18 protein-coding genes, 1 other RNA gene and 1 pseudogene are annotated in these 21,415 nt (G+C 61.6%); 19 read left to right on the top strand and 1 reads right to left on the bottom strand.

What is annotated here, in order from left to right; genetic code table 11:
• The first annotated feature begins 11 nt into the window (after positions 1-11).
• The 18 genes and pseudogenes from rsmI to lpxC all read left to right on the top strand — a co-directional run bounded on the left by rsmI (position 12) and on the right by lpxC (position 19,704).
• A complete protein-coding gene (gene rsmI, locus BM254_RS14720) occupies positions 12-884 on the top strand; it encodes a 16S rRNA (cytidine(1402)-2'-O)-methyltransferase (protein ID WP_175497280.1) in 873 nt (290 codons plus the stop codon).
• Positions 885-938: 54 nt separating this feature from the next.
• An RNA gene (gene rnpB, locus BM254_RS14715) (RNase P RNA component class A) lies at positions 939-1,288 on the top strand.
• Between the two features lie 298 nt (positions 1,289-1,586).
• Positions 1,587-2,039, top strand: a complete 453-nt coding sequence (mraZ, locus tag BM254_RS14710; protein WP_092005339.1) for a division/cell wall cluster transcriptional repressor MraZ — start codon at positions 1,587-1,589, stop codon at positions 2,037-2,039.
• Entirely contained in the window at positions 2,036-3,019 is a 984-nt protein-coding gene (rsmH, locus tag BM254_RS14705) for a 16S rRNA (cytosine(1402)-N(4))-methyltransferase RsmH (protein ID WP_092005336.1), read from the top strand. Before mraZ ends, rsmH begins: the two co-directional genes overlap by 4 nt.
• A gap of 2 nt (positions 3,020-3,021) precedes the next feature.
• Positions 3,022-3,426: a cell division protein FtsL gene (gene ftsL, locus BM254_RS14700; RefSeq protein WP_092005333.1), complete on the top strand. Its 405-nt coding sequence runs from the start codon at positions 3,022-3,024 to the stop codon at positions 3,424-3,426.
• A gap of 41 nt (positions 3,427-3,467) precedes the next feature.
• Positions 3,468-5,207 carry a peptidoglycan D,D-transpeptidase FtsI family protein gene (locus tag BM254_RS14695; RefSeq protein ID WP_175497279.1) on the top strand — a complete coding sequence of 580 codons (1,740 nt, stop codon included), beginning with the start codon at positions 3,468-3,470 and terminating at the stop codon, positions 5,205-5,207.
• 4 nt (positions 5,208-5,211) lie between these two features.
• The gene (locus BM254_RS14690) at positions 5,212-6,696 is read left to right on the top strand and encodes a UDP-N-acetylmuramoyl-L-alanyl-D-glutamate--2,6-diaminopimelate ligase (protein WP_092005327.1); all 1,485 of its coding nucleotides are present in this window, start codon (positions 5,212-5,214) and stop codon (positions 6,694-6,696) included.
• Complete coding sequence (locus tag BM254_RS14685) at positions 6,693-8,069, top strand: UDP-N-acetylmuramoyl-tripeptide--D-alanyl-D-alanine ligase (protein WP_092005323.1); 1,377 nt, start codon at positions 6,693-6,695, stop codon at positions 8,067-8,069. Before BM254_RS14690 ends, BM254_RS14685 begins: the two co-directional genes overlap by 4 nt.
• Positions 8,069-9,154: a phospho-N-acetylmuramoyl-pentapeptide-transferase gene (gene mraY, locus BM254_RS14680; protein WP_092005320.1), complete on the top strand. Its 1,086-nt coding sequence runs from the start codon at positions 8,069-8,071 to the stop codon at positions 9,152-9,154. Before BM254_RS14685 ends, mraY begins: the two co-directional genes overlap by 1 nt.
• A 15-nt stretch (positions 9,155-9,169) precedes the next feature.
• Positions 9,170-10,510: a UDP-N-acetylmuramoyl-L-alanine--D-glutamate ligase gene (murD, locus tag BM254_RS14675; RefSeq protein WP_092005316.1), complete on the top strand. Its 1,341-nt coding sequence runs from the start codon at positions 9,170-9,172 to the stop codon at positions 10,508-10,510.
• Positions 10,510-11,709 (top strand): putative lipid II flippase FtsW, encoded by a 1,200-nt coding sequence (gene ftsW / locus BM254_RS14670; protein ID WP_092005313.1) that lies wholly within the window; start codon positions 10,510-10,512, stop codon positions 11,707-11,709. The genes murD and ftsW overlap by 1 nt, the downstream gene beginning before the upstream one ends.
• Complete coding sequence (gene murG / locus BM254_RS14665; RefSeq protein WP_092005310.1) at positions 11,702-12,787, top strand: undecaprenyldiphospho-muramoylpentapeptide beta-N-acetylglucosaminyltransferase; 1,086 nt, start codon at positions 11,702-11,704, stop codon at positions 12,785-12,787. Before ftsW ends, murG begins: the two co-directional genes overlap by 8 nt.
• Positions 12,780-14,225: a UDP-N-acetylmuramate--L-alanine ligase gene (gene murC, locus BM254_RS14660; RefSeq protein WP_092005306.1), complete on the top strand. Its 1,446-nt coding sequence runs from the start codon at positions 12,780-12,782 to the stop codon at positions 14,223-14,225. The genes murG and murC overlap by 8 nt, the downstream gene beginning before the upstream one ends.
• On the top strand, positions 14,218-15,198 hold the full coding sequence (locus BM254_RS14655; RefSeq protein WP_281248071.1) for a D-alanine--D-alanine ligase: 981 nt from the start codon (positions 14,218-14,220) through the stop codon (positions 15,196-15,198). The genes murC and BM254_RS14655 overlap by 8 nt, the downstream gene beginning before the upstream one ends.
• The gene (locus BM254_RS14650; protein ID WP_092005300.1) at positions 15,191-16,030 is read left to right on the top strand and encodes a cell division protein FtsQ/DivIB; all 840 of its coding nucleotides are present in this window, start codon (positions 15,191-15,193) and stop codon (positions 16,028-16,030) included. Before BM254_RS14655 ends, BM254_RS14650 begins: the two co-directional genes overlap by 8 nt.
• A gap of 35 nt (positions 16,031-16,065) precedes the next feature.
• Positions 16,066-17,301: a cell division protein FtsA gene (gene ftsA / locus BM254_RS14645; RefSeq protein ID WP_092005297.1), complete on the top strand. Its 1,236-nt coding sequence runs from the start codon at positions 16,066-16,068 to the stop codon at positions 17,299-17,301.
• A gap of 96 nt (positions 17,302-17,397) precedes the next feature.
• Positions 17,398-18,387: pseudogene (gene ftsZ / locus BM254_RS14635) on the top strand (cell division protein FtsZ); the annotation flags it as partial.
• Positions 18,388-18,786: 399 nt separating this feature from the next.
• Complete coding sequence (gene lpxC / locus BM254_RS14630) at positions 18,787-19,704, top strand: UDP-3-O-acyl-N-acetylglucosamine deacetylase (protein ID WP_092005289.1); 918 nt, start codon at positions 18,787-18,789, stop codon at positions 19,702-19,704.
• A gap of 11 nt (positions 19,705-19,715) precedes the next feature.
• Here the strand turns inward: lpxC and BM254_RS14625 are convergent, their stop codons facing one another.
• Positions 19,716-20,162, bottom strand: a complete 447-nt coding sequence (locus tag BM254_RS14625) for a DciA family protein (protein WP_092005286.1) — start codon at positions 20,160-20,162, stop codon at positions 19,716-19,718.
• A 231-nt stretch (positions 20,163-20,393) separates the two neighbouring features.
• On the opposite strand from BM254_RS14625, the gene BM254_RS14620 reads away from it, so the two are divergent.
• On the top strand, positions 20,394-21,329 hold the full coding sequence (locus BM254_RS14620; protein WP_245777448.1) for a peptidoglycan DD-metalloendopeptidase family protein: 936 nt from the start codon (positions 20,394-20,396) through the stop codon (positions 21,327-21,329).
• Positions 21,330-21,415: the final 86 nt, after the last annotated feature.

The raw sequence follows: 21,415 nt of genomic DNA, 5'->3' as shown, positions 1-21,415 counted from the left end.
TGGCAGACGCCATGAAAGAAACAAGGCAGGCAGGTAGCGGGCCGGGCACCCTGTATATTGTGGCAACGCCCATCGGCAACCTTGGGGATCTTTCGCCGCGGGCAGAGAAGGTGCTGTCATCGGTGGCGATTGTTGCCGCTGAGGATACCCGTCATAGCGGTCGACTGCTGCAGCATCTGGGGCTTAGCAAGCCGATGATCGCTCTGCACGAGCATAACGAGCGCGAGCGGTTCGATCGGGTACTTAAAGAGTTGCTGGCGGGCAAGGATCTTGCGTTGATCTCCGATGCCGGTACGCCGCTGATCTCCGATCCGGGATATGTGGTGGTTCGGGAGGCGAGGGCTGCGGGAATCCGGGTCAGCCCGATCCCTGGACCCTGCGCTCTTGTGACTGCGCTGAGCGCGGCCGGTCTCCCCACTGACCGTTTCCTTTTTGCCGGTTTCCTGCCGGCAAAGCGCACCGGCAGAAAGTCGGCGCTGGAAGCTCTGAAGCGCGAGCCGGCGACGTTGGTGTTTTACGAGTCACCCCACCGGATACTGGACACGCTGGCGGATCTCGTCTCGGTGCTGGGCGGCGAACGCGAGCTGGTGCTGGGGCGTGAGCTGACCAAAACCTTCGAGACTTTCTACAGTGGTTCCGCGGAGGATGTGCTGGCAGAGCTGCAGACGGACCCCCATGGCAGCAAGGGAGAATTCGTGGTGGTTGTGCGTGGCGCCGAGGCATCGGGCCGGGCTGAAGCGGGGTCCCAGCTGGATGTGGACAAGCTCCTTGGATTGCTTCTGGCCGAGCTGCCGGTAAAGAAAGTGGCAAAGATCGTTGCCGAACTGACCGGTGGCTCCAAGAACGAGTTGTATCAGCGGGCTCTGGAGCTCAAGGACCGCTGAGCGACCGGGCAGGTTTTCCTTGCATGCCCGGAACGGGCAGAGTATTGTCACGCCCGAGCTCGCCAGACAGTCGCCGCCGGTCCGCCGGGGGAGGAAAGTCCGGGCTCCGCAGGGCAAGGTGCCAGGTAACGCCTGGGCGGCGTGAGCCGACGGAAAGTGCAACAGAAAGTATACCGCCTAAGCGCCTCCGGGCGCCGGTAAGGGTGAAATGGTGCGGTAAGAGCGCACCGCGTGGCTGGCAACAGTCCACGGCGATGGTAAACCCCACCTGGAGCAAGACCAAATAGGAATCCAATGGCGTGGCCCGCGCTGGATTCGGGTAGGTTGCTTGAGGCCTGTGGTGACGCAGGCCCTAGATGAATGACTGTCCAAGACAGAACCCGGCTTATCGGCGAGCTCGCCTTTCCCTTCTGTGAAGTGTGCAATTCTCAAACCTGATTCTTTATAGCCAAAAAATCTTAAACCTAACTTGCCATCTTCAAAACTATTTGCAGGTGTTTGATTTCCTTTTGTTTCTTTTCCGTAATCTCTCCCTCCGAACAAATCTTCGCCCGTAACCTCTTGTCATAAAAGGAACTTTTACGAGACCGACGCCATTTGCGGCGCTTGCATTGTGTAATGCGTGTTCCTATAGTGTGCAGAAGTGGGAAAAAGTGGTTTCTAGTGGTTTTTTGTGGTTTTCAGCTACCCGAGACGGTGTAAATGAGCAATTTTCTGGGCAGTCATGCCATCAACATGGATGCGAAGGGTCGCCTGGCGATCCCCTCCAAGGTCCGCGAGGAGCTCTCGCAGATCTGTGGTGGCCGCATCGTGCTGACGGCCAATGCCGACGAAGAGCGCTGTCTGCTGGTGTATCCGGAGCCCGAGTGGGAGGTCCTGCGCCCCAAGATTGAAGCCCTACCCAACATGAACAAGGCCGCCAGGCGGCTGCAGCGTCTGTTACTCGGTAATGCTGCACCCATGGAGCTGGACTCTGCGGGTCGTATCCTGATTCCGCCCACACTTCGAAGCTACGCCCATCTGGAGAAGAAGCTCATGCTGATCGGTCAGGGCAAGAAGCTGGAGCTCTGGAGCGAGGAGCGCTGGTTCGCCTGGCTGGACGAGTCTTCAGGCGATGAGGACATGCCGCCGGAAATGGAGGCGCTTTCACTATGACTTCCGAACACAACCAGAAGGACGGAGCGGACTACGCCCACCGCTCGGTACTTCTGGATTCGGCGGTCGATTACCTGGTTGGCGACCCCGATGGCAGATACGTGGATGGCACTTTCGGTCGTGGCGGTCACAGTCGGCTCATTCTTGAGCGCCTGGGTCCGAACGGGCACCTCCTCGGTTTCGACAAGGATCCCGAAGCGATCCGGGTTGCCGAGGCTCTGACGGCTGAAGATCCCCGCTTCTCCTGGTTCCACGGTTCCTTCGCCGAACTGGCTCTGGCCATGGCTCGCCGTGACTGGGACGAAATTGACGGCCTTTTGCTGGATCTCGGGGTGTCGTCTCCACAGCTTGATGACCCGTCGCGGGGCTTCAGCTTCATGCGCGACGGACCGCTGGACATGCGCATGAATCCGCATCAGTCACCGAGTGCGGCCGAGTGGCTGGCCCGGGCGGAGGAGCAGGAAATTGCAAACGTTATCTGGCGATACGGAGAGGAAAGGTTTTCCCGCCGTATCGCCCGTCTCGTTGTGGATCGCCGTCAGGAGGCCCCTATCGAGACCACAAGGCAGTTGGCGGAGCTGGTCAGCGAGGCCGTTCCGAAGAAGGAAAAACACAAGCATCCGGCGACCCGGACCTTCCAGGCTATCCGCATCTATATCAATCGGGAGCTGGAGGATCTGGAGATCTGCCTGCAGGCCGCCGCGGAGCGCCTGGCGCCCGGTGGCAGGCTGGTGGTGATCAGTTTCCACTCCCTGGAAGACCGGCTGGTCAAGCGCTTCATGCGGGGCCTGGCGCGGGGACCGAAGTTGCCCCGAGGCATTCCGGTTACCGCCGATCAGGAGCAGTCGGCGTTCCGACTGGTGGGAAAAGCCGCCAAGGCCGGAGCAGAGGAAGTCAGTGATAACGTCCGGGCCCGCAGTGCAGTGATGCGGGTACTTGAGCGAATCGACAGAAGCGACAAAACGCAGGGGAGCGCGTGATCATGGGCGCGGTAGCCATAGAACAGCCGGTCAAGACGGCCAAACTGAACAGGCAAAGGGTCCGCGATGGTGTTGCCACCGCGGTTCGCATTTCACAGCAGGTATTCGATGCCACCCGCCAGAAGCGGGTGCTGGTGTCTCTGGGTCTGATGGCTGTGCTGGTGGCATCGTCCATCGGCGTGGTGGTCAGTGCCCACGAAAACCGGGAGTTGTTCAATACCCTGTCCCAGTTGCAGGCGCAGCGGGACCAGTACCAGAGGGAGTGGAGCCAGTTGCTGCTCGAGCAGAGCGCTCTCAGCGCCCACGGCCGTGTGGAGGCACTGGCTTCCGAGCGGCTTGGTATGGTCGTTCCGGGCCGTGAGGATATTGTCCTGGTACCGCTGATGTCGCCGGCATCGGTCCGGTAATCCGATAACAATAACATTTACAAAACGTCAGGGTGATCGATTTGTCCGGTCAGGGAACACAGACAACATGGGGCCAACGTATGGCTGCAGGGCTGAAAGCCTGGCGGTTCGGCACCGTGCTGGGTGTTTTCCTGCTGGTGGTTGCCGCCCTGGGCTGGCGGCTGGTGGACCTGCATGTGGTGGACAACGAGTTTCTGCGCAAACAGGGCGACGTCCGCACCATCCGGGTCGAGACCATCGACGCCCATCGAGGTGTCATCAGTGATCGTCATGGCGAACCGCTGGCGGTCAGTACCCCGGTCCAGACAATCTGGGCCAATCCCTCTGAAGCCAATCCCGACGAGCCCCGGCTGGCCAACCTGGCCCGCCTGCTGGGTATCAATGAAGCCCGTCTGCGGGAGCGGCTCCGGGACTATGCCGGCCGGGAATTCATCTACCTGCGCCGCAAGGTTCAGCCCTCCCTTGCCCGGGACGCGATGGCGTTGGACATCAATGGTGTCTACAGTCGTCAGGAATACCGTCGTTACTACCCTGCAGGCGAAGTGACCGCTCACGTCGTAGGCTTCACCGATATCGACGAGCGCGGCCAGGAAGGCATTGAACTGGCCTACAACGACTGGCTCTCCGGGGAGTCCGGGCGCAAGCGCGTGCTCAAGGACAATCGTGGCCGGGCCATCAAGGACCTGACCCTGATCCGGGATGCCCAGCCGGGACAGAAACTCGAACTCAGTCTCGATCTTCGCCTTCAGTACTTGGCCTACCGGGAGCTGAAAGCGGTGGTTAACGCCCACAAGGCTCGGGGCGGTACCCTGGTGATGCTGGACGTGGACACCGGAGAGGTTCTGGCGATGGTGAACCAGGGCTCCTACAACCCTAATGACCGGAGCCAGCTGGCGGCGGAGAACCTCAGAAACAAGGCCATCACCGACCTGTTCGAACCCGGCTCGACCATGAAGCCGATTACCGTGGCCGCAGCCCTGGAGTCCGGCCTTTATAAGTCTGGCGACACCATCGATACCTCCCCCGGCTATCGCCGGTTCGGTCGTTTTACTATCCGTGACCATCGCAATTACGGGGTCCTGGATCTCACCGGCATAATTGTGAAGTCCAGTAACGTGGGCATGAGCAAGATTGCTTCGGAAATCGGTGGTGACGTGATTCGGGATCTCTACAGCCGCCTGGGCCTGGGTCAGCCTACCGGCGTGGGGTTCCCGGGCGAGGCGGTTGGCATATTGCCGGCCCCGCCCAAATGGCGTCCCGTTGAGGAGGCCACACTTTCCTATGGCTATGGCATGAGCGTGAACGCCCTGCAACTGGCCCAGGCCTACATGGTTCTGGCCAATGGCGGTATCCGGTACCCGTTGAGCCTGCTCAAGGTCGATGAGCCGCCACGGGGCCAGCGGGTGCTTTCCGAGGGTGTGGCACACGAGGTCCGGCAAATGCTGGCAGAAGTAGTCGAGAAGGGTACCGGTACCCGTGCCCAGCCCGGCTTTTACTCTGCCGGCGGAAAGACAGGAACTGTTCACCTGGTTGGCGCTCAAGGTTATGAGGACAGCCAGTACAAGGCGATTTTTGCCGGAATGGCACCGATTGATAATCCGAGAATCGTTACCGTTGTGGCCGTTGATGCGCCGCAGTCCGGGGAATATTACGGCGGTGAGGTAGCCGCCCCGGTATTCGCCCGGGTGATGAGTGACGCACTGCGACTGCTGAATGTGAAGCCTGAACTGGAAGTCACCGGCTCGCCTGGCGAGTCGCCGACGACCGGGGAGCGAGGTTAACCCTATGTGCATCGCATCACTCAGCACTTTGTTGCATGGCATCGTCGAGGTGCCGTCGGTATTCGATGTCACCATTCACGGACTGAAGACCGACAGCCGCGAGGTCCGGTCCGGAGATGCCTTCGTGGCGCTGGCTGGCGCGCGAACGCCGGCGGATTTTTACGTCGACAAGGCCATCGAGGCTGGCGCGACGGTTGTGTTGCTGGAGTCCGTTACCGCGGGCGAATGTGCCGAACACCATGGTGCGCTCATCGTGCCGGTGGTCGGGTTGCGGGAGCAACTTGGTCGCCTGGCGGATCGTTTTTTCGAGCATCCCTCGCAACGACTGCGGCTGATTGGCGTCACCGGCACCAATGGCAAGACCTCGGTCTCCCAGTACATTGCGCGCCTGCTCAAGGATACCGGAACGCCCTGCGGCGTGATCGGCACACTCGGCTACGGTATGCCCGACGCCCTTCAGCCGGCGAGTCACACCACCCCGGATGTGGTGCAGGTAAACCGGGTGTTGTACCGGATCCTGGCACAGGGTGGCCGGGCCGCAGCCATGGAGGTGTCGTCCCATGCCCTCGATCAGGGCCGGGTGGACAATCTCACCATGACCGGGGCGGTCTTCACCAACCTGACCCGCGATCATCTGGATTACCACGGGTCGATGGAGGCCTATGGCGCGGCGAAGGCAAAGCTGTTCGAGCGCGAATCGCTGCACTTCGCGGTGATCAATTTCGATGACCCGTTCGGGCGCCAGCTGTATGGACAACTGGACGGGAAGTGTGACCGGGTCAGGTACAGCTTGCACGAAGCCCAGACCGAACTCTGGTTGAAGGAGTTCCGCCCGACCGACGAAGGGTTCGAGGCTGCGGTTGATGGCGAATGGGGGGCATTCGATATCCGCGTTCCCCTGATGGGCAGTTTCAATGCCAGCAATGTGCTGGCGGCCATGGCCGCGGTGTTGAGCCTTGGCGTACCCGTGGATCGGGTCCGGGAAGCCGTTGGCCGGCTGCTGCCGCCACCGGGGCGGCTGGAACGGTTTACCGGCAATAACGGCGTTCGGGTGGTGGTGGATTACGCCCACACACCGGACGCTCTCTCAAATGCCCTGTCAGCACTTCGGCCGCACGTGGCTGGCCGGCTGATCTGTGTATTCGGCTGCGGTGGTGACCGGGATTCCGGAAAGCGCCCGGAAATGGCGCGGGAAGCCGAGCAACTGGCGGACGCGGTCATTGTGACCGATGACAACCCCCGCAGTGAGGCGCCCGAGGCAATTGTCCGGGACATCCTGGCCGGCTTTGAACAAACCGGGCAGGTCACGGTGATCCATGACCGTGCCGAGGCCATCCAGAGCGCCATTGCCCAGGCCGGCCCGGACGATCTGGTGCTGGTTGCCGGCAAGGGGCACGAGGCCTACCAGGAAATTGCGGGTCAGAAGCTGCCATTCAGCGACACCGAGCAGGTCAGGCATTGCCTGAAGCTCAACGGAGGTGTGGCATGATGCGCGCCTTTTCGCTGGCGGAGGCCCGTGACTGGACTGGCGCCAGGTGCGCAGCGCGGTCATTGGAATCTGTCCGGTATGAAGGGGTATCAACCGACACCCGGACGCTGGCGCAAGGGGATCTGTTCGTCGCCCTGCGGGGTGAGAATTTTGATGGGCACCGGTTCCTGGCAAAGGCACAGGAGGCCGGTGCAGTGGCAGCGGTGGTGGACACCGAAGACAGCAGTATCACCATCCCGCAACTGGTGGTGACCGATACCGTCGAGGCCCTGGCCCGGCTGGCGGAGGGCAACCGGAAAGAAAGCCAGGTGCAACTGGTGGCTGTCACCGGAAGCAGTGGCAAGACCACAGTCCGGGAAATGACTGCGGCGGTGCTGTCGCGCATGGGGCCGACCCTGGCGACCGAGGGCAACCTGAACAATCACATCGGGGTGCCCCTGACGTTGTTCCGCCTGGCCCCTGAACACCGGTTTGCCGCTATCGAGCTGGGCGCCAGTGGTCTGGGCGAGATCGCCCATACCGTGGCGGTGGCCAGGCCACAGGTAGTGATCCTGACCAACGCCGGCCAGGCTCACCTGGAAGGGTTCGGGAGCTACGAAAACATTGTCCGGGCCAAGGGCGAGATCATCGAAGGCGTTGCCGAGGGTGGCCTGGTGGTTCTGAACCGGGACGATCCCGCTTTCGATCAGTGGCTGGCACGGGCGAGAGATCGCCGTGTGGTCAGTGTCAGCCGCTTTGGACATCCGGAAGCGGATTACCAGGTCACGGACGCCCGAGTGTCCGGCACCGGTCAACAACTGACAGTGACCGGCCCCGATGGCTGGTCCTGCACCCTGACGCTTTCGTTTCCGGGTGAGCACAACCGGAGTAATGCCCTGATGGCGATCGCCGCGACCCGGGAACTGGGCGCCACCGATCAGCAGCTGGAGGACGGCCTGGTGGGTATCCAGTCCGTCAAGGGCCGTCTTCAGATGCTGGAACTGGGTCGGGAATTGACCCTGATCGACGACAGTTACAACGCCAACCCTGCGTCCATGAAAGCGGCGGTGGCAGTGCTTGCAGAGCGCGCCGGCCAACGGGTGGCGGTCTTTGGTGCCATGGCCGAACTGGGCCCGGATGCCCGCGCCCTGCACGCCGAAGTGGGAGCCGCAGCGAAAGAAAGGGGCATCGACCGTTTGATGGTAGTGGGTCCCGGTTGTGAAGGTTATGTGGATGGATTCGGGCCGGAAGCCGAGCAGTTTCCGACCCATGAAGAGGCAGTGAATGCCATCGTCAGTACCCTTGGTTCTGAAATCACCGTGCTGGTGAAGGGTTCTCGCAGTTCCGCCATGGATCGCGTGGTGGAGGGAATTAAAGAAAAGGTGAATAACTAATGCTGCTCTGGCTGACAGAGGTTCTATCGCAATATTTTTCCGAACTGACGGTGTTTCAGTACCTGACGCTGCGCGCGATTCTGGGGATTCTGACGGCACTGCTGATCTCGCTCATTATCGGGCCGATGATGATCCGCAAGCTCAGCCAGTACCAGATCGGCCAGGCGGTTCGGGATGACGGTCCCCAGACCCACCTCAGCAAGGCGGGCACTCCGACCATGGGCGGCGCACTGATCCTGGTGGCCATTGCCGTCAGTACCCTGCTGTGGGCTGATCTGACCAACCGTTATGTGTGGATCACCCTGCTGGTCACCATGCTGTTCGGCGCCATTGGCTGGGTCGATGACTATCGCAAGGTGGTGGAGCGCAATCCCCGGGGGCTTCCGGCGAAATGGAAATACTTCTGGCAATCGGTGATCGGCGCCGGTGCGGCGATTTTCCTGTACTTCAGCTCCGCGCTGCCCCAGGAGACGTCCCTGTATCTGCCGTTCCTGAAGGATGTTTCCCTGACCCTGGGCCCGGTGCTGTTCATCCTGCTCAGTTATTTCGTGATCGTAGGCAGCAGCAACGCGGTCAACCTGACCGACGGCCTGGATGGACTCGCGATCATGCCTACGGTCATGGTCGCCGGCGCGCTGGCCATTTTCGCCTATGTGTCCGGACACGCGCAGTTTGCCAATTACCTGCTGATTCCCCATCTGCCGGGAACCGGTGAGCTCATTATCTTCTGCGGTTCCCTGGTGGGTGCCGGGCTCGGGTTTCTGTGGTTCAACACCTATCCGGCCCAGGTGTTCATGGGTGATGTTGGGGCGCTGGCCCTGGGGGCAGCCTTGGGCGTGGTGGCGGTCATCGTGCGCCAGGAAATCGTGCTGTTCATCATGGGCGGGATCTTCGTCATGGAGACCATCTCGGTGATCCTGCAGGTGGCGTCGTTCCGCCTGACCGGGCGCCGGATTTTCCGGATGGCGCCGCTGCACCATCACTTTGAATTGAAAGGCTGGCCGGAACCCCGCGTTATCGTGCGGTTCTGGGTGGTCACTGTGGTTCTGGTCCTGATTGGCCTGGCCAGTCTGAAGATACGATAGGGTAACGCTACGGCTATGAGTGTCATTGCTTCGGATCGTCGCACATTGGTGGTAGGGCTCGGTAAGACCGGGCTCTCCTGCGTGCGCTACCTGTCCGAACAGGGTCGGGAGGTTGCGGTGGCGGACAGCCGTTCCGCGCCGCCGGGCCTGGACGAACTGCGCTCGAGCTGGCCGGAAATACCGGTTCATCTGGGCGCGTTCGATACCGAGCTGTTCGCCGGGTTCAACGAGCTGGTGGTCAGCCCCGGCATCAGCATCGCCGAGCCGGCCATCGCGGGCGCGGCCGAGGGTGGTGCCCGGATCCGGGGCGATATCGATCTGTTCGCCGAGGCGGCGGATGCGCCGATCATTGCCATCACCGGCTCCAACGGCAAGACCACGGTCACCACCCTGGTGGGCGAGATGGCGAAAGCGGCCGGTCGCAAGGTGGAAGTCGGAGGCAATATCGGAACCCCGGCCCTGGATCTGCTCGGGCGCGGTGCCGATCTCTACGTGCTGGAGCTGTCCAGTTTCCAGCTGGAGACCACCGATGTACTGAATGCGCTGGCTGCCACGGTGCTGAATGTCAGCGATGACCACATGGACCGTTATCCGAACAAGATGGCCTACTTCCAGGCCAAACAGCGGATATTCCGGGGCGCGAAGAATGCTGTCGTCAACCTGGATGATGCCCTTAGCACACCCATGGCCCGGGACACCCTGCGGTTCCTGTGTTTCGGTTTTCACCGGGTGAACCCGGATACGTTCAGTACCCGGGACGACGATCAGGGTACCTGGATCACCTTCGGGTTCGACAACCTGCTGCTCACCAGCGAGCTCCGGCTCCTGGGCCGCCACAACGTCAGTAATGTCATGGCAGCACTGGCCCTTGGCCATGCGGCGGGGTTCCCGATGGACGTCATGTTGCAGGTAGCCCGGGAGTTCCGGGGCCTGCCGCACCGCTGTGAGTTTGTCCGCAGTTTCGAGGGCGTTGACTACATCAATGATTCCAAGGGCACCAACGTGGGGGCCACGGTGGCGGCCATCGAGAGCCTGGCCCCGGAGCAGGGCAAGGTGGTGCTGATTGCCGGCGGTGATGGCAAGGGCGCGGACTTCGCGCCCCTGGAGGCGCCGGTTGCGCTGTATTGCCGGGCGGTGGTGCTGATCGGCACGGACGCGGACCGGATAGCGGAGGCCATCGGCAGCTGCGTTCAGACCGTGCGGGCCGGCACCCTGAACGACGCAGTCTCGGCCGCCCGGAAGGCGGCCCGCCCGGGTGACCGGGTGCTGCTGTCGCCGGCGTGCGCCAGTTTTGACATGTTCCGCGACTATCTGGATCGCGGTGACCAGTTCCGAACACTCGTGGAGGCGCTGTGATGTCAGCCGGAATCAGCCTTCCGAACCGCAACAGCTGGCTGGGCGAGATCCAGCCTCTGCCGGTGCTGGTGCTCAGCGCGGCAGCGTTGCTAGTGGTCGGTGTGGTGATGATTTCATCCGCTTCCATGGACATGGCGGCGGAAACCATGGGCAACAGCTACCACTATGTGATCCGTCAGCTGCTGTTCGCCGCCATGGGTGGTGTCCTGGCCCTGGTGGCGGTGAATGTGCCGGTTGCCTGGTGGGAGCGCAGTGGCTGGCTGCTGCTGGGCATCGGTCTGCTGGTGCTGGTGCTGGTACTGACACCCATGGGGCGCACGGTCAATGGTTCCACCCGTTGGATCCCGTTCGGCCTGTTCAACGTGCAGGTGTCCGAGGTGGCAAAACTGTGCCTGATTGCCTATCTGGCCGGTTATGTGGTGCGCCGCCGGGACGAACTGCTCAATACCTGGCCCGGTTTTCTGAAGCCGCTGGTGGTGTTGGGTGTGGCCTCGGTCCTGCTGGTTATCCAGCCGGACTTCGGTGCCACGGTAGTGCTGGTGACGGCGGCGGCCGGCATGATTTTTCTCAGTGGCGTCCGGTTGACCCGGTTCCTGCCGCTGATCGCGATTCTGGTGGCCCTGGGGACTGTCCTGGTGCTCACCCAGCCTTACCGGCTGAAACGGGTGGTGAGCTACCTGGATCCCTGGAAAGACCAGTTCGATACCGGATACCAGCTGACCCAGTCGCTGATTGCCTTCGGCCGTGGCGAGTGGGCCGGTGTCGGCCTGGGCAATTCGATCCAGAAGCTGTTCTATCTGCCCGAGGCCCACACCGACTTTATCTTCGCGATCATCGCCGAGGAATTCGGTCTGCTCGGGTCGTTATTGGTACTGACCCTGTTCACGGTCCTGGTGATTTCAGGCTTCGTGATTGCCCGCCGGGCCGAGAAGGCTGAAATGCCTTTTGGCGCCTGTTTTGCCTATGGCCTGACGCTTCTGATCGGGCTGCAGGCCGGCATCAACATGGCGGTCAGCACCGGACTGCTGCCCACCAAGGGCCTGACCCTGCCACTGGTGAGTTATGGCGGGTCAAGCCTGATGATTACCTGCGTGTGTATCGGTGTTCTCGCACGCATTGAAATGGAACGGCTGGACAAGGTACGCGTGGCCAGTGAGAAGAACGGTTCAAAGAAACGGGGAGGGGCGGTGTATGACTGAATCCCGTCGCTTTCTGATGATGGCAGGCGGTACCGGGGGCCACGTGTTCCCGGCGCTGGCCACTGCCCGGGCCCTTGAGGCCAGGGGGCATGAGGTTTACTGGCTCGGCGCCACCGGTGGCATGGAGCAACGGCTGATCGGCGATACCGACATCCCGTTGTCGCTCATCCACATCTCGGGCCTGCGGGGCAAAGGCAAGCTGGCCCTGTTGCTGGCGCCGTTCCGCCTGATGCGGGCTCTGGGTGAAGCGTTTACGGTGGTGCGGCGAATCCGTCCCGACTGCGTCGTTGGCATGGGCGGATTCGTGACCGGACCGGGCGGAGTGGCCGCCTGGCTGACCCGGACACCTCTGGTGATCCATGAGCAGAATGCCATTGCCGGAATGACCAACCGAATTCTGGTGCGGTTCGCCAACACGGTGCTGGAAGCCTTCCCGGGTAGTTTCGGGGCAGACGTGGTGACCCGATGCACCGGTAACCCGGTGCGCCAGGATCTGGCCAGCCTGCCGGAGCCTCAAACCCGCATGGCGGGCCGGTCCGGCCAGCTGCGGGTCCTGGTGGTCGGCGGCAGCCTCGGCGCCCGGGTGTTCAATCAGCAGGTACCCGAGGCCCTGGCCCTGATTCCGGAGGCAGATCGACCGGAGGTGCGTCACCAGTGTGGTGAGAAGAACCTGGATGAGGCGAAAGCCGCCTACGAGGCACAGGGTGTAACGGCCAGTATCGAGCCGTTTATCAGGGATATGGCCGAAGCCTACAGCTGGGCTGATGTGGTCATCTGTCGCTCGGGAGCGCTGACGGTTTCCGAGCTCTGCACGGCAGGTATCGGTGCCGTACTGGTGCCATTCCCTCATGCCGTGGATGACCACCAGACGGCCAATGCGAAACAAATGGTGGAGGCGAAGGCGGCAGTGCTGATTCCACAGCCAAAACTGACACCGGCAACCCTGGCCGAAACCCTGCAAGACCTGGCAAAGGACCGGACCAGGGTCATGAATATGGCGAAGGCTGCACGAACGCTGGCCCGCCCGGATGCAACGGAGAGAGTCGTGAATTACTGTCTGGAGGCCGCCAATGGCTGATGCAACCAATCCGCCACTGGTCTATCAGGTGCCGGAAATGCGCCGGATCCGCCACATCCACTTTGTCGGGATCGGTGGTGCCGGCATGAGCGGCATTGCCGAGGTCCTGAAGAATCAGGGCTATGAAGTGTCCGGTTCCGACCTGAAGGAAGGGCCGGTAACTGACCGCTTGAAATCCCTCGGTGTCGAGGTCCAGATCGGACACCGGGAAGAGAACAGTGCCCGGGCGGACGTTGTCGTGGTGTCCACGGCAGTAAAGTCTGACAACCCGGAGGTGGTGGCGGCCCGGAGCCGCAGGGTTCCCATCGTGCCGCGGGCCGAGATGCTGGCGGAGATCATGCGCTATCGCCACGGGATCGCCGTGGCCGGCACCCATGGCAAGACCACCACCACCAGCCTGATTGCCTCGGTGCTGGGTGAGGCCGGTCTCGATCCCACGTTCGTGATTGGCGGCAAGCTGAACAGTGCCGGTACCAACGCCCAGCTGGGTGGCTCCCGTTACCTGGTGGCGGAAGCGGATGAGAGCGATGCCTCCTTCCTGCACCTGACCCCGGTGATTTCCGTGGTCACCAACATCGAAGCCGATCACATGGATACCTATGGCGGTGATGTTGAAAAGCTGAAGCAGACTTTTGTCGACTTTCTCCACAATCTGCCGTTCTACGGGGTGGCCGTGATGTGTGTGGACGACGGTTATGTGCAGGAAATCATTCCGAGGATCTCCCGGGCCATCGTCACCTACGGTATCGACAACCCCGAGGCGGATTATCGGGCCGAGGAAATCACCTCTGACGGCCTGAAAACCCGCTTTGTGGTCAAGCGTCCGGGTGGTCGCAGTGACCTGCCGGTGGAGTTGCGGATGCCGGGGCGGCATAACGTGCTCAATGCCCTGGCGGCCATTGCCGTTGCCACCGACGAAGGGGTCGCGGATGAGGCAATCTGCAAGGGACTGGCCGGATTCGCCGGCGTCGGCCGACGGTTCCAGGTGTACGGCGATTACCAGACTCCGAAAGGCTCCATCACCCTGGTGGACGATTACGGCCACCACCCGACCGAGGTGGAAGCAGTGATTCGTGCCGCCCATGATGCCTGGCCGGACCGCCGGTTGGTGATGTTGTACCAGCCGCACCGTTATACCCGCACCCGGGACCTGTACGAGGACTTCGTCCGGGTGCTGTCGGAAGTGGACGGTCTGCTGCTGATGGACGTGTATTCCGCCGGTGAGCCGGCGATTCCTGGCGCGGACGGCCGCTCCCTGTGCCGGAGCATTCGCCAGCGTGGCAAGGTGGAGCCGGTGTTTGTCGAGGACAACAGCGAAATCGAGAGCCTGCTGGCCAATGTGCTGCAGGATGGCGACCTGCTGATTACCCAGGGCGCCGGCGATATTGGTGGTGTGGCTGCCCGTCTGGCGGCAGCGGGAGTGATTTCTGGTGACTGATATGCACCACAACGAGATACAGGACTATCAGGCGGATCCGGAGCTGGTGAAGGCGCTGGGCCGGGTTGCCGTGTTCATGGGCGGTGATTCTGCCGAGCGCGAAGTCTCCCTGAAGAGCGGAAAGGCCGTGCTGGCCGCCCTGCAGTCCGCCGGCGTGGATGCCTTCGGGGTGGATGTCCGGGGTTGCCTGCTGAAAACCGTTGAGGACCCGGATTTCGACCGGGTATTCATTGCCCTTCATGGCCGGGGTGGTGAGGACGGAACGCTGCAGGCGATCCTGTCCCAGGCCGGTATTCCCTATACCGGCAGCGAGATGCTGGCTTCGGCCCTGGCCATGGACAAGCTCCGCACCAAGTATGTGTTCGAAGGCTGCGGCCTGCCGACGCCGAAATTCCGGGCCATGACCGCCGAGGACGAAGCCGGAAGGATCATGGCCGAGCTGCAGCCGCCCCTGAGCGTGAAGCCGGCGCACGAGGGTTCCAGTATCGGCATTCGCAAGGTGCGGACCGAGTCCGAGCTGGTAGAGGCCTACCGGGCTGCCGCGGCGATGGACGACCTGGTGCTGGTGGAAGAGTGGGTCGAGGGCCCGGAGTTTACCGTGAGCCTGCTGCAGGATCGGGCCCTTCCGGCCATTGGTCTGAGTGCCAGTACCGACCACGCGTTCTACGACTATGAGGCCAAGTACCTGGCCGATGACACCCATTACCGAATTCCCTGCGGGCTGGCCCCCGAGGATGAGCTCCGGCTCCAGCAGCTTGCCCTCGATGCGTTCCGGGTCGTGGGTTGCCGGACCTGGGGGCGGGTGGACGTGATGCAGGATGCCGATGGCCGTTTCTGGCTGCTGGAGGTCAATACGGTCCCCGGTATGACCGACCACAGCCTGGTGCCGATGGCGGCGCGGGCTGCAGGTATCGGCTTTGACGAACTGGTGGTGCGGATACTCCGCGACACCCTGGAGGATGCCAATGCTTGAGAACCTGCTGATCCGGAGTCGGGCGTTTCCGTCCGAGCCCCCGCGGCGCCGGGGGGCGACTTCCCTCGGTCCCGAGCGGGACCGGTTTGGCGTTCTCAGGGGCATCCTGGCAGCCGTGCCCTGGCTGCAGGTGGGGCTTGGGGCCCTGATTGTGCTGCTGGCGGCCCTGGTCCCCTGGGGTACCGGCAAGGTTCTGAGTGCCATGGATCAGCAGATCCTGGCAATCGACGTCAACGGCGACTTCGTCGGGGACAGCCGGGTCGCCATCGAGCGGGAGGCGGGTAACTGGATCGGGAAAAGCTACTTTGCCACCGACCTGTCCGAGATCAAGAACGAGCTGGAGCAGCGGCCCTGGGTGGCCTCTGCGGCGGTTCGCCGGGTCTGGCCGGATCGGCTGGTGATCGATATCCGGGAAAAGAAACCGCTGGCCTACTGGACCGACGGGCGCCTGGTGAGTCGGACCGGCGAGCTGTTCACACCGCCGAATCCCGAGGTAGCGGGCCGTCTGCCCCGGCTGGCAGGCCCGGATGATCGGGTGCGTGAGGTGATCCGGATGGCCCAGACCATGAACGACCGGCTGGTCAGCCACGAGCTCGGTTTTGCCGGCCTGTCACTGGAAGCCCGGGGCGCCTGGACCCTGACCCTGGCGAACGGCATCCAGGTGGTGCTCGGCAGGGACCAGGTGGACGAGCGTTTTGAGCGGTTCATGACAGTTTACGAGACCCGGCTGGCATCCCGGTCGGACGAAGTCAGCAGGGTGGATGCCCGCTACACCAACGGTGTTGCGGTGCAGTGGAAGCAGGCAGTCGCGGCTTCCGGGCCAAATTCATAGCAAATTAACGACAGACCAACGGTTTGGTGGAATACATGTCATCGGTTGAAACGGAAAACATGATTGTTGGCCTCGATATCGGAACCTCGAAAGTGGTTGCGATTGTCGGCAAGCGCAAGATGGACGGCACCATTGAAGTGGTGGGGATCGGTTCCCACCCGTCCCGGGGTCTCAAGCGTGGCGTGGTGGTCAATATCGAGACCACCGTGCAGGCCATCCAGCGTGCTGTCGAGGAGGCGGAGCTCATGGCCGGCTGCCGGATTCATTCGGTGTACGCCGGGATCGCGGGCAGCCACATCAAGAGCCTTAACTCCCATGGCATCGTGGCCATCCGGGACCGTGAGGTCACCCAGGCGGATATTGACCGGGTGATTGACGCCGCCCAGGCAGTTGCCATTCCGGCAGACCAGAAGATCCTGCATATCCTGCCGCAGGAGTTCGTGATTGACAGCCAGGAGGGCATCAAGGAGCCAATGGGCATGTCCGGTGTTCGCCTGGAAGCCAAGGTGCACCTGGTGACCTGTGCGGTAAATGCTGCCCAGAACATCGAGAAATGCGTGAAGCGCTGCGGCCTGGAGGTGGACGACATCATTCTGGAACAACTGGCCTCCAGTCACGCCATCCTGACTGAAGATGAAAAAGAGCTTGGGGTCTGCGTGGTGGATCTCGGTGGCGGGACGACGGATATCGCGGTCTTTACCGGCGGCGCCATCCGCCACACCGCGGTAATCCCGATTGCCGGGGACCAGGTCACCAACGACATTGCCATGGCGCTGCGGACTCCGACCCAGAATGCCGAAGAAATCAAGATCAAGTATGCCTGCGCGCTGACCCAGCTCGCAGGCGCCGATGAAACCATCAAGGTGCCGAGCGTCGGCGATCGTGCCCCTCGTGACCTTTCACGGCAGGCACTGGCCGAAGTGGTGGAGCCCCGTTATGAGGAGCTTTTCACCCTGGTGCAGTCGGAACTGCGCCGGTCCGGATTTGAGGACCTGATTCCCGCAGGCATCGTGATAACCGGCGGTTCCTCCACCATGGAAGGCGTGGTGGAACTGGCCGAGGAGATCTTCCACATGCCGGTCCGCCTGGCTTCTCCGCAGGCGGTGTCCGGTATGACGGAGGTGGTCAACAACCCGATCTACGCCACTGGCGTCGGGTTGCTGATCCATGGCTTCCGCCAGATGGATCTCGGGCGGGCGCCCGTGCTCAAGGGGGAAGAGGCCCCCTCGCTGTTTGAGCGCATGAAAGCCTGGTTTACCGGTCACTTCTGACCGGCCAGGACGAGCAGTACACGAAGGTATCTCGAAAACATAAATCTCGAAAAAACAGCCTGGATAGGCTGTCTACAGCACGAAGGAGTAGGGGAAATGTTCGAACTCGTCGATAATGTCCAGCAAAACGCTGTCATTAAAGTCGTCGGTGTTGGTGGTGGCGGTGGTAATGCCGTACGTCACATGCTCAACAGCGACGTTGAAGGTGTGGAATTTATCTGCGCCAACACCGATGCCCAGGCGCTGACTGATCTGGATGCCCGGCAGGTAATCCAGCTTGGTGGCAACATCACCAAGGGGCTGGGTGCCGGCGCCAATCCGGAAGTAGGTCGTCAGTCTGCCCTGGAAGACCGTGACCGTATCGCAGAGGCCCTGCAGGGCGCCGATATGGTGTTCATTACCGCCGGCATGGGCGGAGGTACCGGCACCGGAGCCGCTCCGGTTGTGGCCGAGGTGGCCCGTGAGCTGGGTATCCTGACCGTGGCCGTGGTTACCAAGCCCTTCATGTTCGAGGGCGGCAAGCGCATGAGCGTGGCCGAAGAGGGCCTGAAGGAGCTCGAGGAGAGCGTTGACTCCCTGATCACCATTCCCAACGAGAAGCTGCTGGCGGTCATGGGCAAGAAGACCAGCCTGCTGGATGCCTTTGCCTCAGCCAACGATGTGCTGCTGGGTGCTGTGCAGGGCATTGCCGACCTGATCACCCGCAACGGCATGATCAACGTCGACTTCGCGGACGTGAAGACGGTGATGTCGGAGATGGGTATGGCCATGATGGGTACCGCCCGTGCCACTGGCGAGAACCGTGCCCGGGAAGCTGCGGAGGCCGCCGTGCGCAGCCCGCTGCTCGAGGACATCAACCTCCAGGGCGCCAAGGGTATCCTGGTCAATATCACTGCCGGCATGGATCTCAACCTGGGCGAATTCTCCGAGGTTGGCGACATTGTGCGTGAGTTCGCGTCCGATTCCGCGACTGTTGTGGTCGGTACCGTGATCGATCCGGAAATGACCGACGAGCTCAAGGTGACTGTTGTCGCCACCGGCCTGGGCGGTGATCGCGAAAAGCCGACGAAGGTTGTCGACAACACCCGTACCCTGGACGGCAAGACCGACTACAACCAGCTGGATCGTCCAGCGGTTCTGCGTCGTCGCGCCGTGTCCAGCGGTAACGTGGCTATCGATCAGAACAAGGAAAGCGAAGAGCAGGGCGTGGACTATCTCGATATTCCCGCATTCCTTCGCCGTCAGGCTGATTGATAATCTGTCGCAACTGTGAGCCGGTTATGAGTACGGGGATCCAATTCGGCTTTTTTGCCGAATAAGGGAACCCGACTGCCGGAAATTACGTGCGCTGAGTGCCGAGTGTTGGCTTTGTGTAAATTTGAGGCAAAGCCCTCTTGGTCAAATGGTACTCAGTCTTAATTTCTGATATTCTCCGGGCAGTTTTTTGCCTAGAATATCGCCATTTTGTGACGGAATGATGAACCGATGATCAGACAACGGACACTCAAAAACACCATCCGGGCTACCGGTGTCGGCCTGCACTCAGGAGAGAAGGTTTACCTGACCCTGAAGCCGGCTCCGGTAGACTCGGGTATCATCTTCCGCCGGACGGATCTGGACCCGATGGTCGAGATTCGCGCCTGTGCGGAAAATGTGGGTGAGACCATGCTGTCCACGACGCTGGTAAAAAACGGTGTCCGTGTGGCAACAGTAGAGCACTTGCTGTCAGCCATGGCTGGTCTCGGTATTGATAACTGCTTCGTGGAGCTCAGCGCGTCTGAAGTGCCCATCATGGACGGCTCCGCCGGACCGTTCGTGTTCCTGCTGCAGTCTGCCGGCATCGCCGAGCAGGACGCGGCCAAGCGCTTCATCCGCATCAAGCGCGAAGTTACCGTGGAAGAAGGCGACAAGAAAGCGACCTTCCTGCCCTTCGAGGGTTTCAAGGTTTCCTTCGGTATCGACTTCGACCACCCGGTGTTCAAGGGCCGTGCCCAGACCGCGACCGTGGATTTCTCCAGTACTTCCTTCGTGAAGGAAGTGTCCCGCGCCCGGACCTTCGGGTTCATGCGTGACATCGAGAAGCTGCGGGCGATGAACCTGGCGCTGGGGGGCTCTGTCGATAACGCCATCGTGGTTGACGACTACAAGATCCTGAACGAAGACGGTCTTCGTTACGATGATGAGTTCGTCAAGCACAAGGTGCTGGATGCCATTGGCGACCTGTACCTGCTCGGTAACAGCCTGATCGGTGAGTTCCGCGGTGTGAAGTCCGGTCACGACCTGAACAACAAGCTGCTCCGTAAGCTCCGGGCTGAACAGGATGCGTGGGAAGTGGTTACCTTCGATGACGAAGCGACCGCACCCATCTCCTATATGAAGCCTGTGCTGGCAGCTCAGGGTTAAGGCAGGACGCCTTAATCGCGGGCGTGGCTTGCGAGTTTTTCGAGAACCTCGCGTAAAGCTTTATCCTTCGTGTGCCCGGCCTCCTCTGCGAGGAGCCGGGCATTTTCTTTGCTCAGGGACTGTTTTTCGGCGCGCTTTGTTTCCCTGAAGCGCGGCGGTGCCACCTTCACTTTCAGTTTCCACACGTAACGGAACAGCTCCTGCTCCCGGACGCTGGCCATGATTTCATGCTGGCGGAAACGGATCTGGCTGGCCCGCGTGGCGTTGACAGCGGACAGTACCAGTTCGCCTTCCTGGCAGCTGAGAAAGCGAACGCCACTGGCGAGCTCCTCGGGGAGCGCGCTCAGGACCTGCTCTTCCGCCTGCCGGTGCAGTTCGGCCTTGGCCACAAGATCACTCAGGGCGGGGTTGCCGCCGACCTTGTCGAAGCTCATTTTCTGTTCGCTTTTCCGCTTCATTGACGCGCTTTCACTCGACGGTTCCGTTTACGATTGGTTACACTTCGGCACTGTTTGAGGGTAGTGCCCGCTTCAGACTCGTTTTACATTGTTGCAAATACCTATGTCCAGCGGGCGCTGCGATTATTCAGTACGTAGTTGTTGCCAGGGAAAGGTCAGACCCATTCGGACATCCCGGGCTGCAACACGCAGGATCAGGCTTGCGGCCCCCCGATGAAATCAGAAGACGATATGAACATTATCCTCGTAGGCAAACACCACGGGAAGTCCCGGGTTGTCGCCCTGAACGGCAAGTTCCTGGCCGCTATGCTGGTGCTGATACTTGCTTTGATCAGCGCGGCGGTCTGGGGCGGCTACCAGGCGGCAGTCAGCAAGGCCAAAGCACAGGAGCCAAAGCCGTCGGAGCTGGTGGCGCACTGGAAAAGCAAGCTGGAGGCCCAGCAACAGGAACTGGCCGCCGTTGAAGAGCAGGTCCGTGAACAGGTCGATGCCCTGACCCTGCGCCTCGGCGAACTCCAGGGCCGCATGTTGCGCCTCGACGCCCTCGGGCAGCGGTTTGTGGAATCCGGGCTGGTGGCCAGTGAAGAGTTCAACTTTGATGAGCCGCCGGCCGTCGGTGGGCCTGAAGGACCTGAGACCAGGGAATCCTTTTCCGCACCGGCACTGACCGACATGATCGAACGTATGGAGGCGCAGCTGGCCGACCGGGAGCAGCAACTGCGCCTGCTGGACAAGCTCGCTTCCCGTCAGAAGCTGGAAGAAGAAATGTATGTTGAGGGTCGGCCGATCACTTGGGGCTGGCTGTCGTCCAAGTACGGCTATCGCTCCGATCCGTTTTCCGGCAAGCGAACGTGGCATGACGGTGTCGACCTGGCAGGCAAGGATGGTAGTGACATCATTGCCGTTGCCGGAGGTGTGGTTACCTGGGCCGGCGAGCGTTATGGCTATGGCAACCTGGTGGAAATCGACCACGGTGATGGTCTGGTGACCCGCTACGGTCACTGCAAGACCGTCAAGGTCAAGACCGGGGACGTGGTCCAGAAGGGGCAGGTGGTTGCCCTGATGGGTAGTACCGGTCGGTCAACAGGTCCTCACGTGCACTTTGAGGTCCTGCAGAATGGTCGCTCCAAGGATCCCGTGAAATACATTGCCCGGGCCAATCGTTAAGTCCCGGCGGTATCTTGTTAGGATTCCCGGTTTTCCCCTCCAGTTCCCTCCGGGTGCGAATCATTCGCCCCGGAGGACAAGTCGTT

The sequence above is a fragment of the Marinobacter pelagius genome (genome assembly GCF_900114925.1).
In the GTDB taxonomy this organism is placed as follows: Bacteria; Pseudomonadota; Gammaproteobacteria; order Pseudomonadales; family Oleiphilaceae; genus Marinobacter; species Marinobacter pelagius.
This window is presented reverse-complemented; position numbering and strand designations above follow the sequence as displayed.

Coding starts and splice junctions, on each gene's coding strand:
- rsmI (WP_175497280.1), top strand. CDS start 12: ATGAAAGAAACAAGGCAGGCAGGTAGCGGGCCGGGCACCCTGTATATT.
- mraZ (WP_092005339.1), top strand. CDS start 1,587: ATGAGCAATTTTCTGGGCAGTCATGCCATCAACATGGATGCGAAGGGT.
- rsmH (WP_092005336.1), top strand. CDS start 2,036: ATGACTTCCGAACACAACCAGAAGGACGGAGCGGACTACGCCCACCGC.
- ftsL (WP_092005333.1), top strand. CDS start 3,022: ATGGGCGCGGTAGCCATAGAACAGCCGGTCAAGACGGCCAAACTGAAC.
- BM254_RS14690 (WP_092005327.1), top strand. CDS start 5,212: ATGTGCATCGCATCACTCAGCACTTTGTTGCATGGCATCGTCGAGGTG.
- BM254_RS14685 (WP_092005323.1), top strand. CDS start 6,693: ATGATGCGCGCCTTTTCGCTGGCGGAGGCCCGTGACTGGACTGGCGCC.
- mraY (WP_092005320.1), top strand. CDS start 8,069: ATGCTGCTCTGGCTGACAGAGGTTCTATCGCAATATTTTTCCGAACTG.
- murD (WP_092005316.1), top strand. CDS start 9,170: ATGAGTGTCATTGCTTCGGATCGTCGCACATTGGTGGTAGGGCTCGGT.
- ftsW (WP_092005313.1), top strand. CDS start 10,510: ATGTCAGCCGGAATCAGCCTTCCGAACCGCAACAGCTGGCTGGGCGAG.
- murG (WP_092005310.1), top strand. CDS start 11,702: ATGACTGAATCCCGTCGCTTTCTGATGATGGCAGGCGGTACCGGGGGC.
- murC (WP_092005306.1), top strand. CDS start 12,780: ATGGCTGATGCAACCAATCCGCCACTGGTCTATCAGGTGCCGGAAATG.
- BM254_RS14650 (WP_092005300.1), top strand. CDS start 15,191: ATGCTTGAGAACCTGCTGATCCGGAGTCGGGCGTTTCCGTCCGAGCCC.
- ftsA (WP_092005297.1), top strand. CDS start 16,066: ATGTCATCGGTTGAAACGGAAAACATGATTGTTGGCCTCGATATCGGA.
- lpxC (WP_092005289.1), top strand. CDS start 18,787: ATGATCAGACAACGGACACTCAAAAACACCATCCGGGCTACCGGTGTC.
- BM254_RS14625 (WP_092005286.1), bottom strand. CDS start 20,162: ATGAAGCGGAAAAGCGAACAGAAAATGAGCTTCGACAAGGTCGGCGGC.
- BM254_RS14620 (WP_245777448.1), top strand. CDS start 20,394: ATGAACATTATCCTCGTAGGCAAACACCACGGGAAGTCCCGGGTTGTC.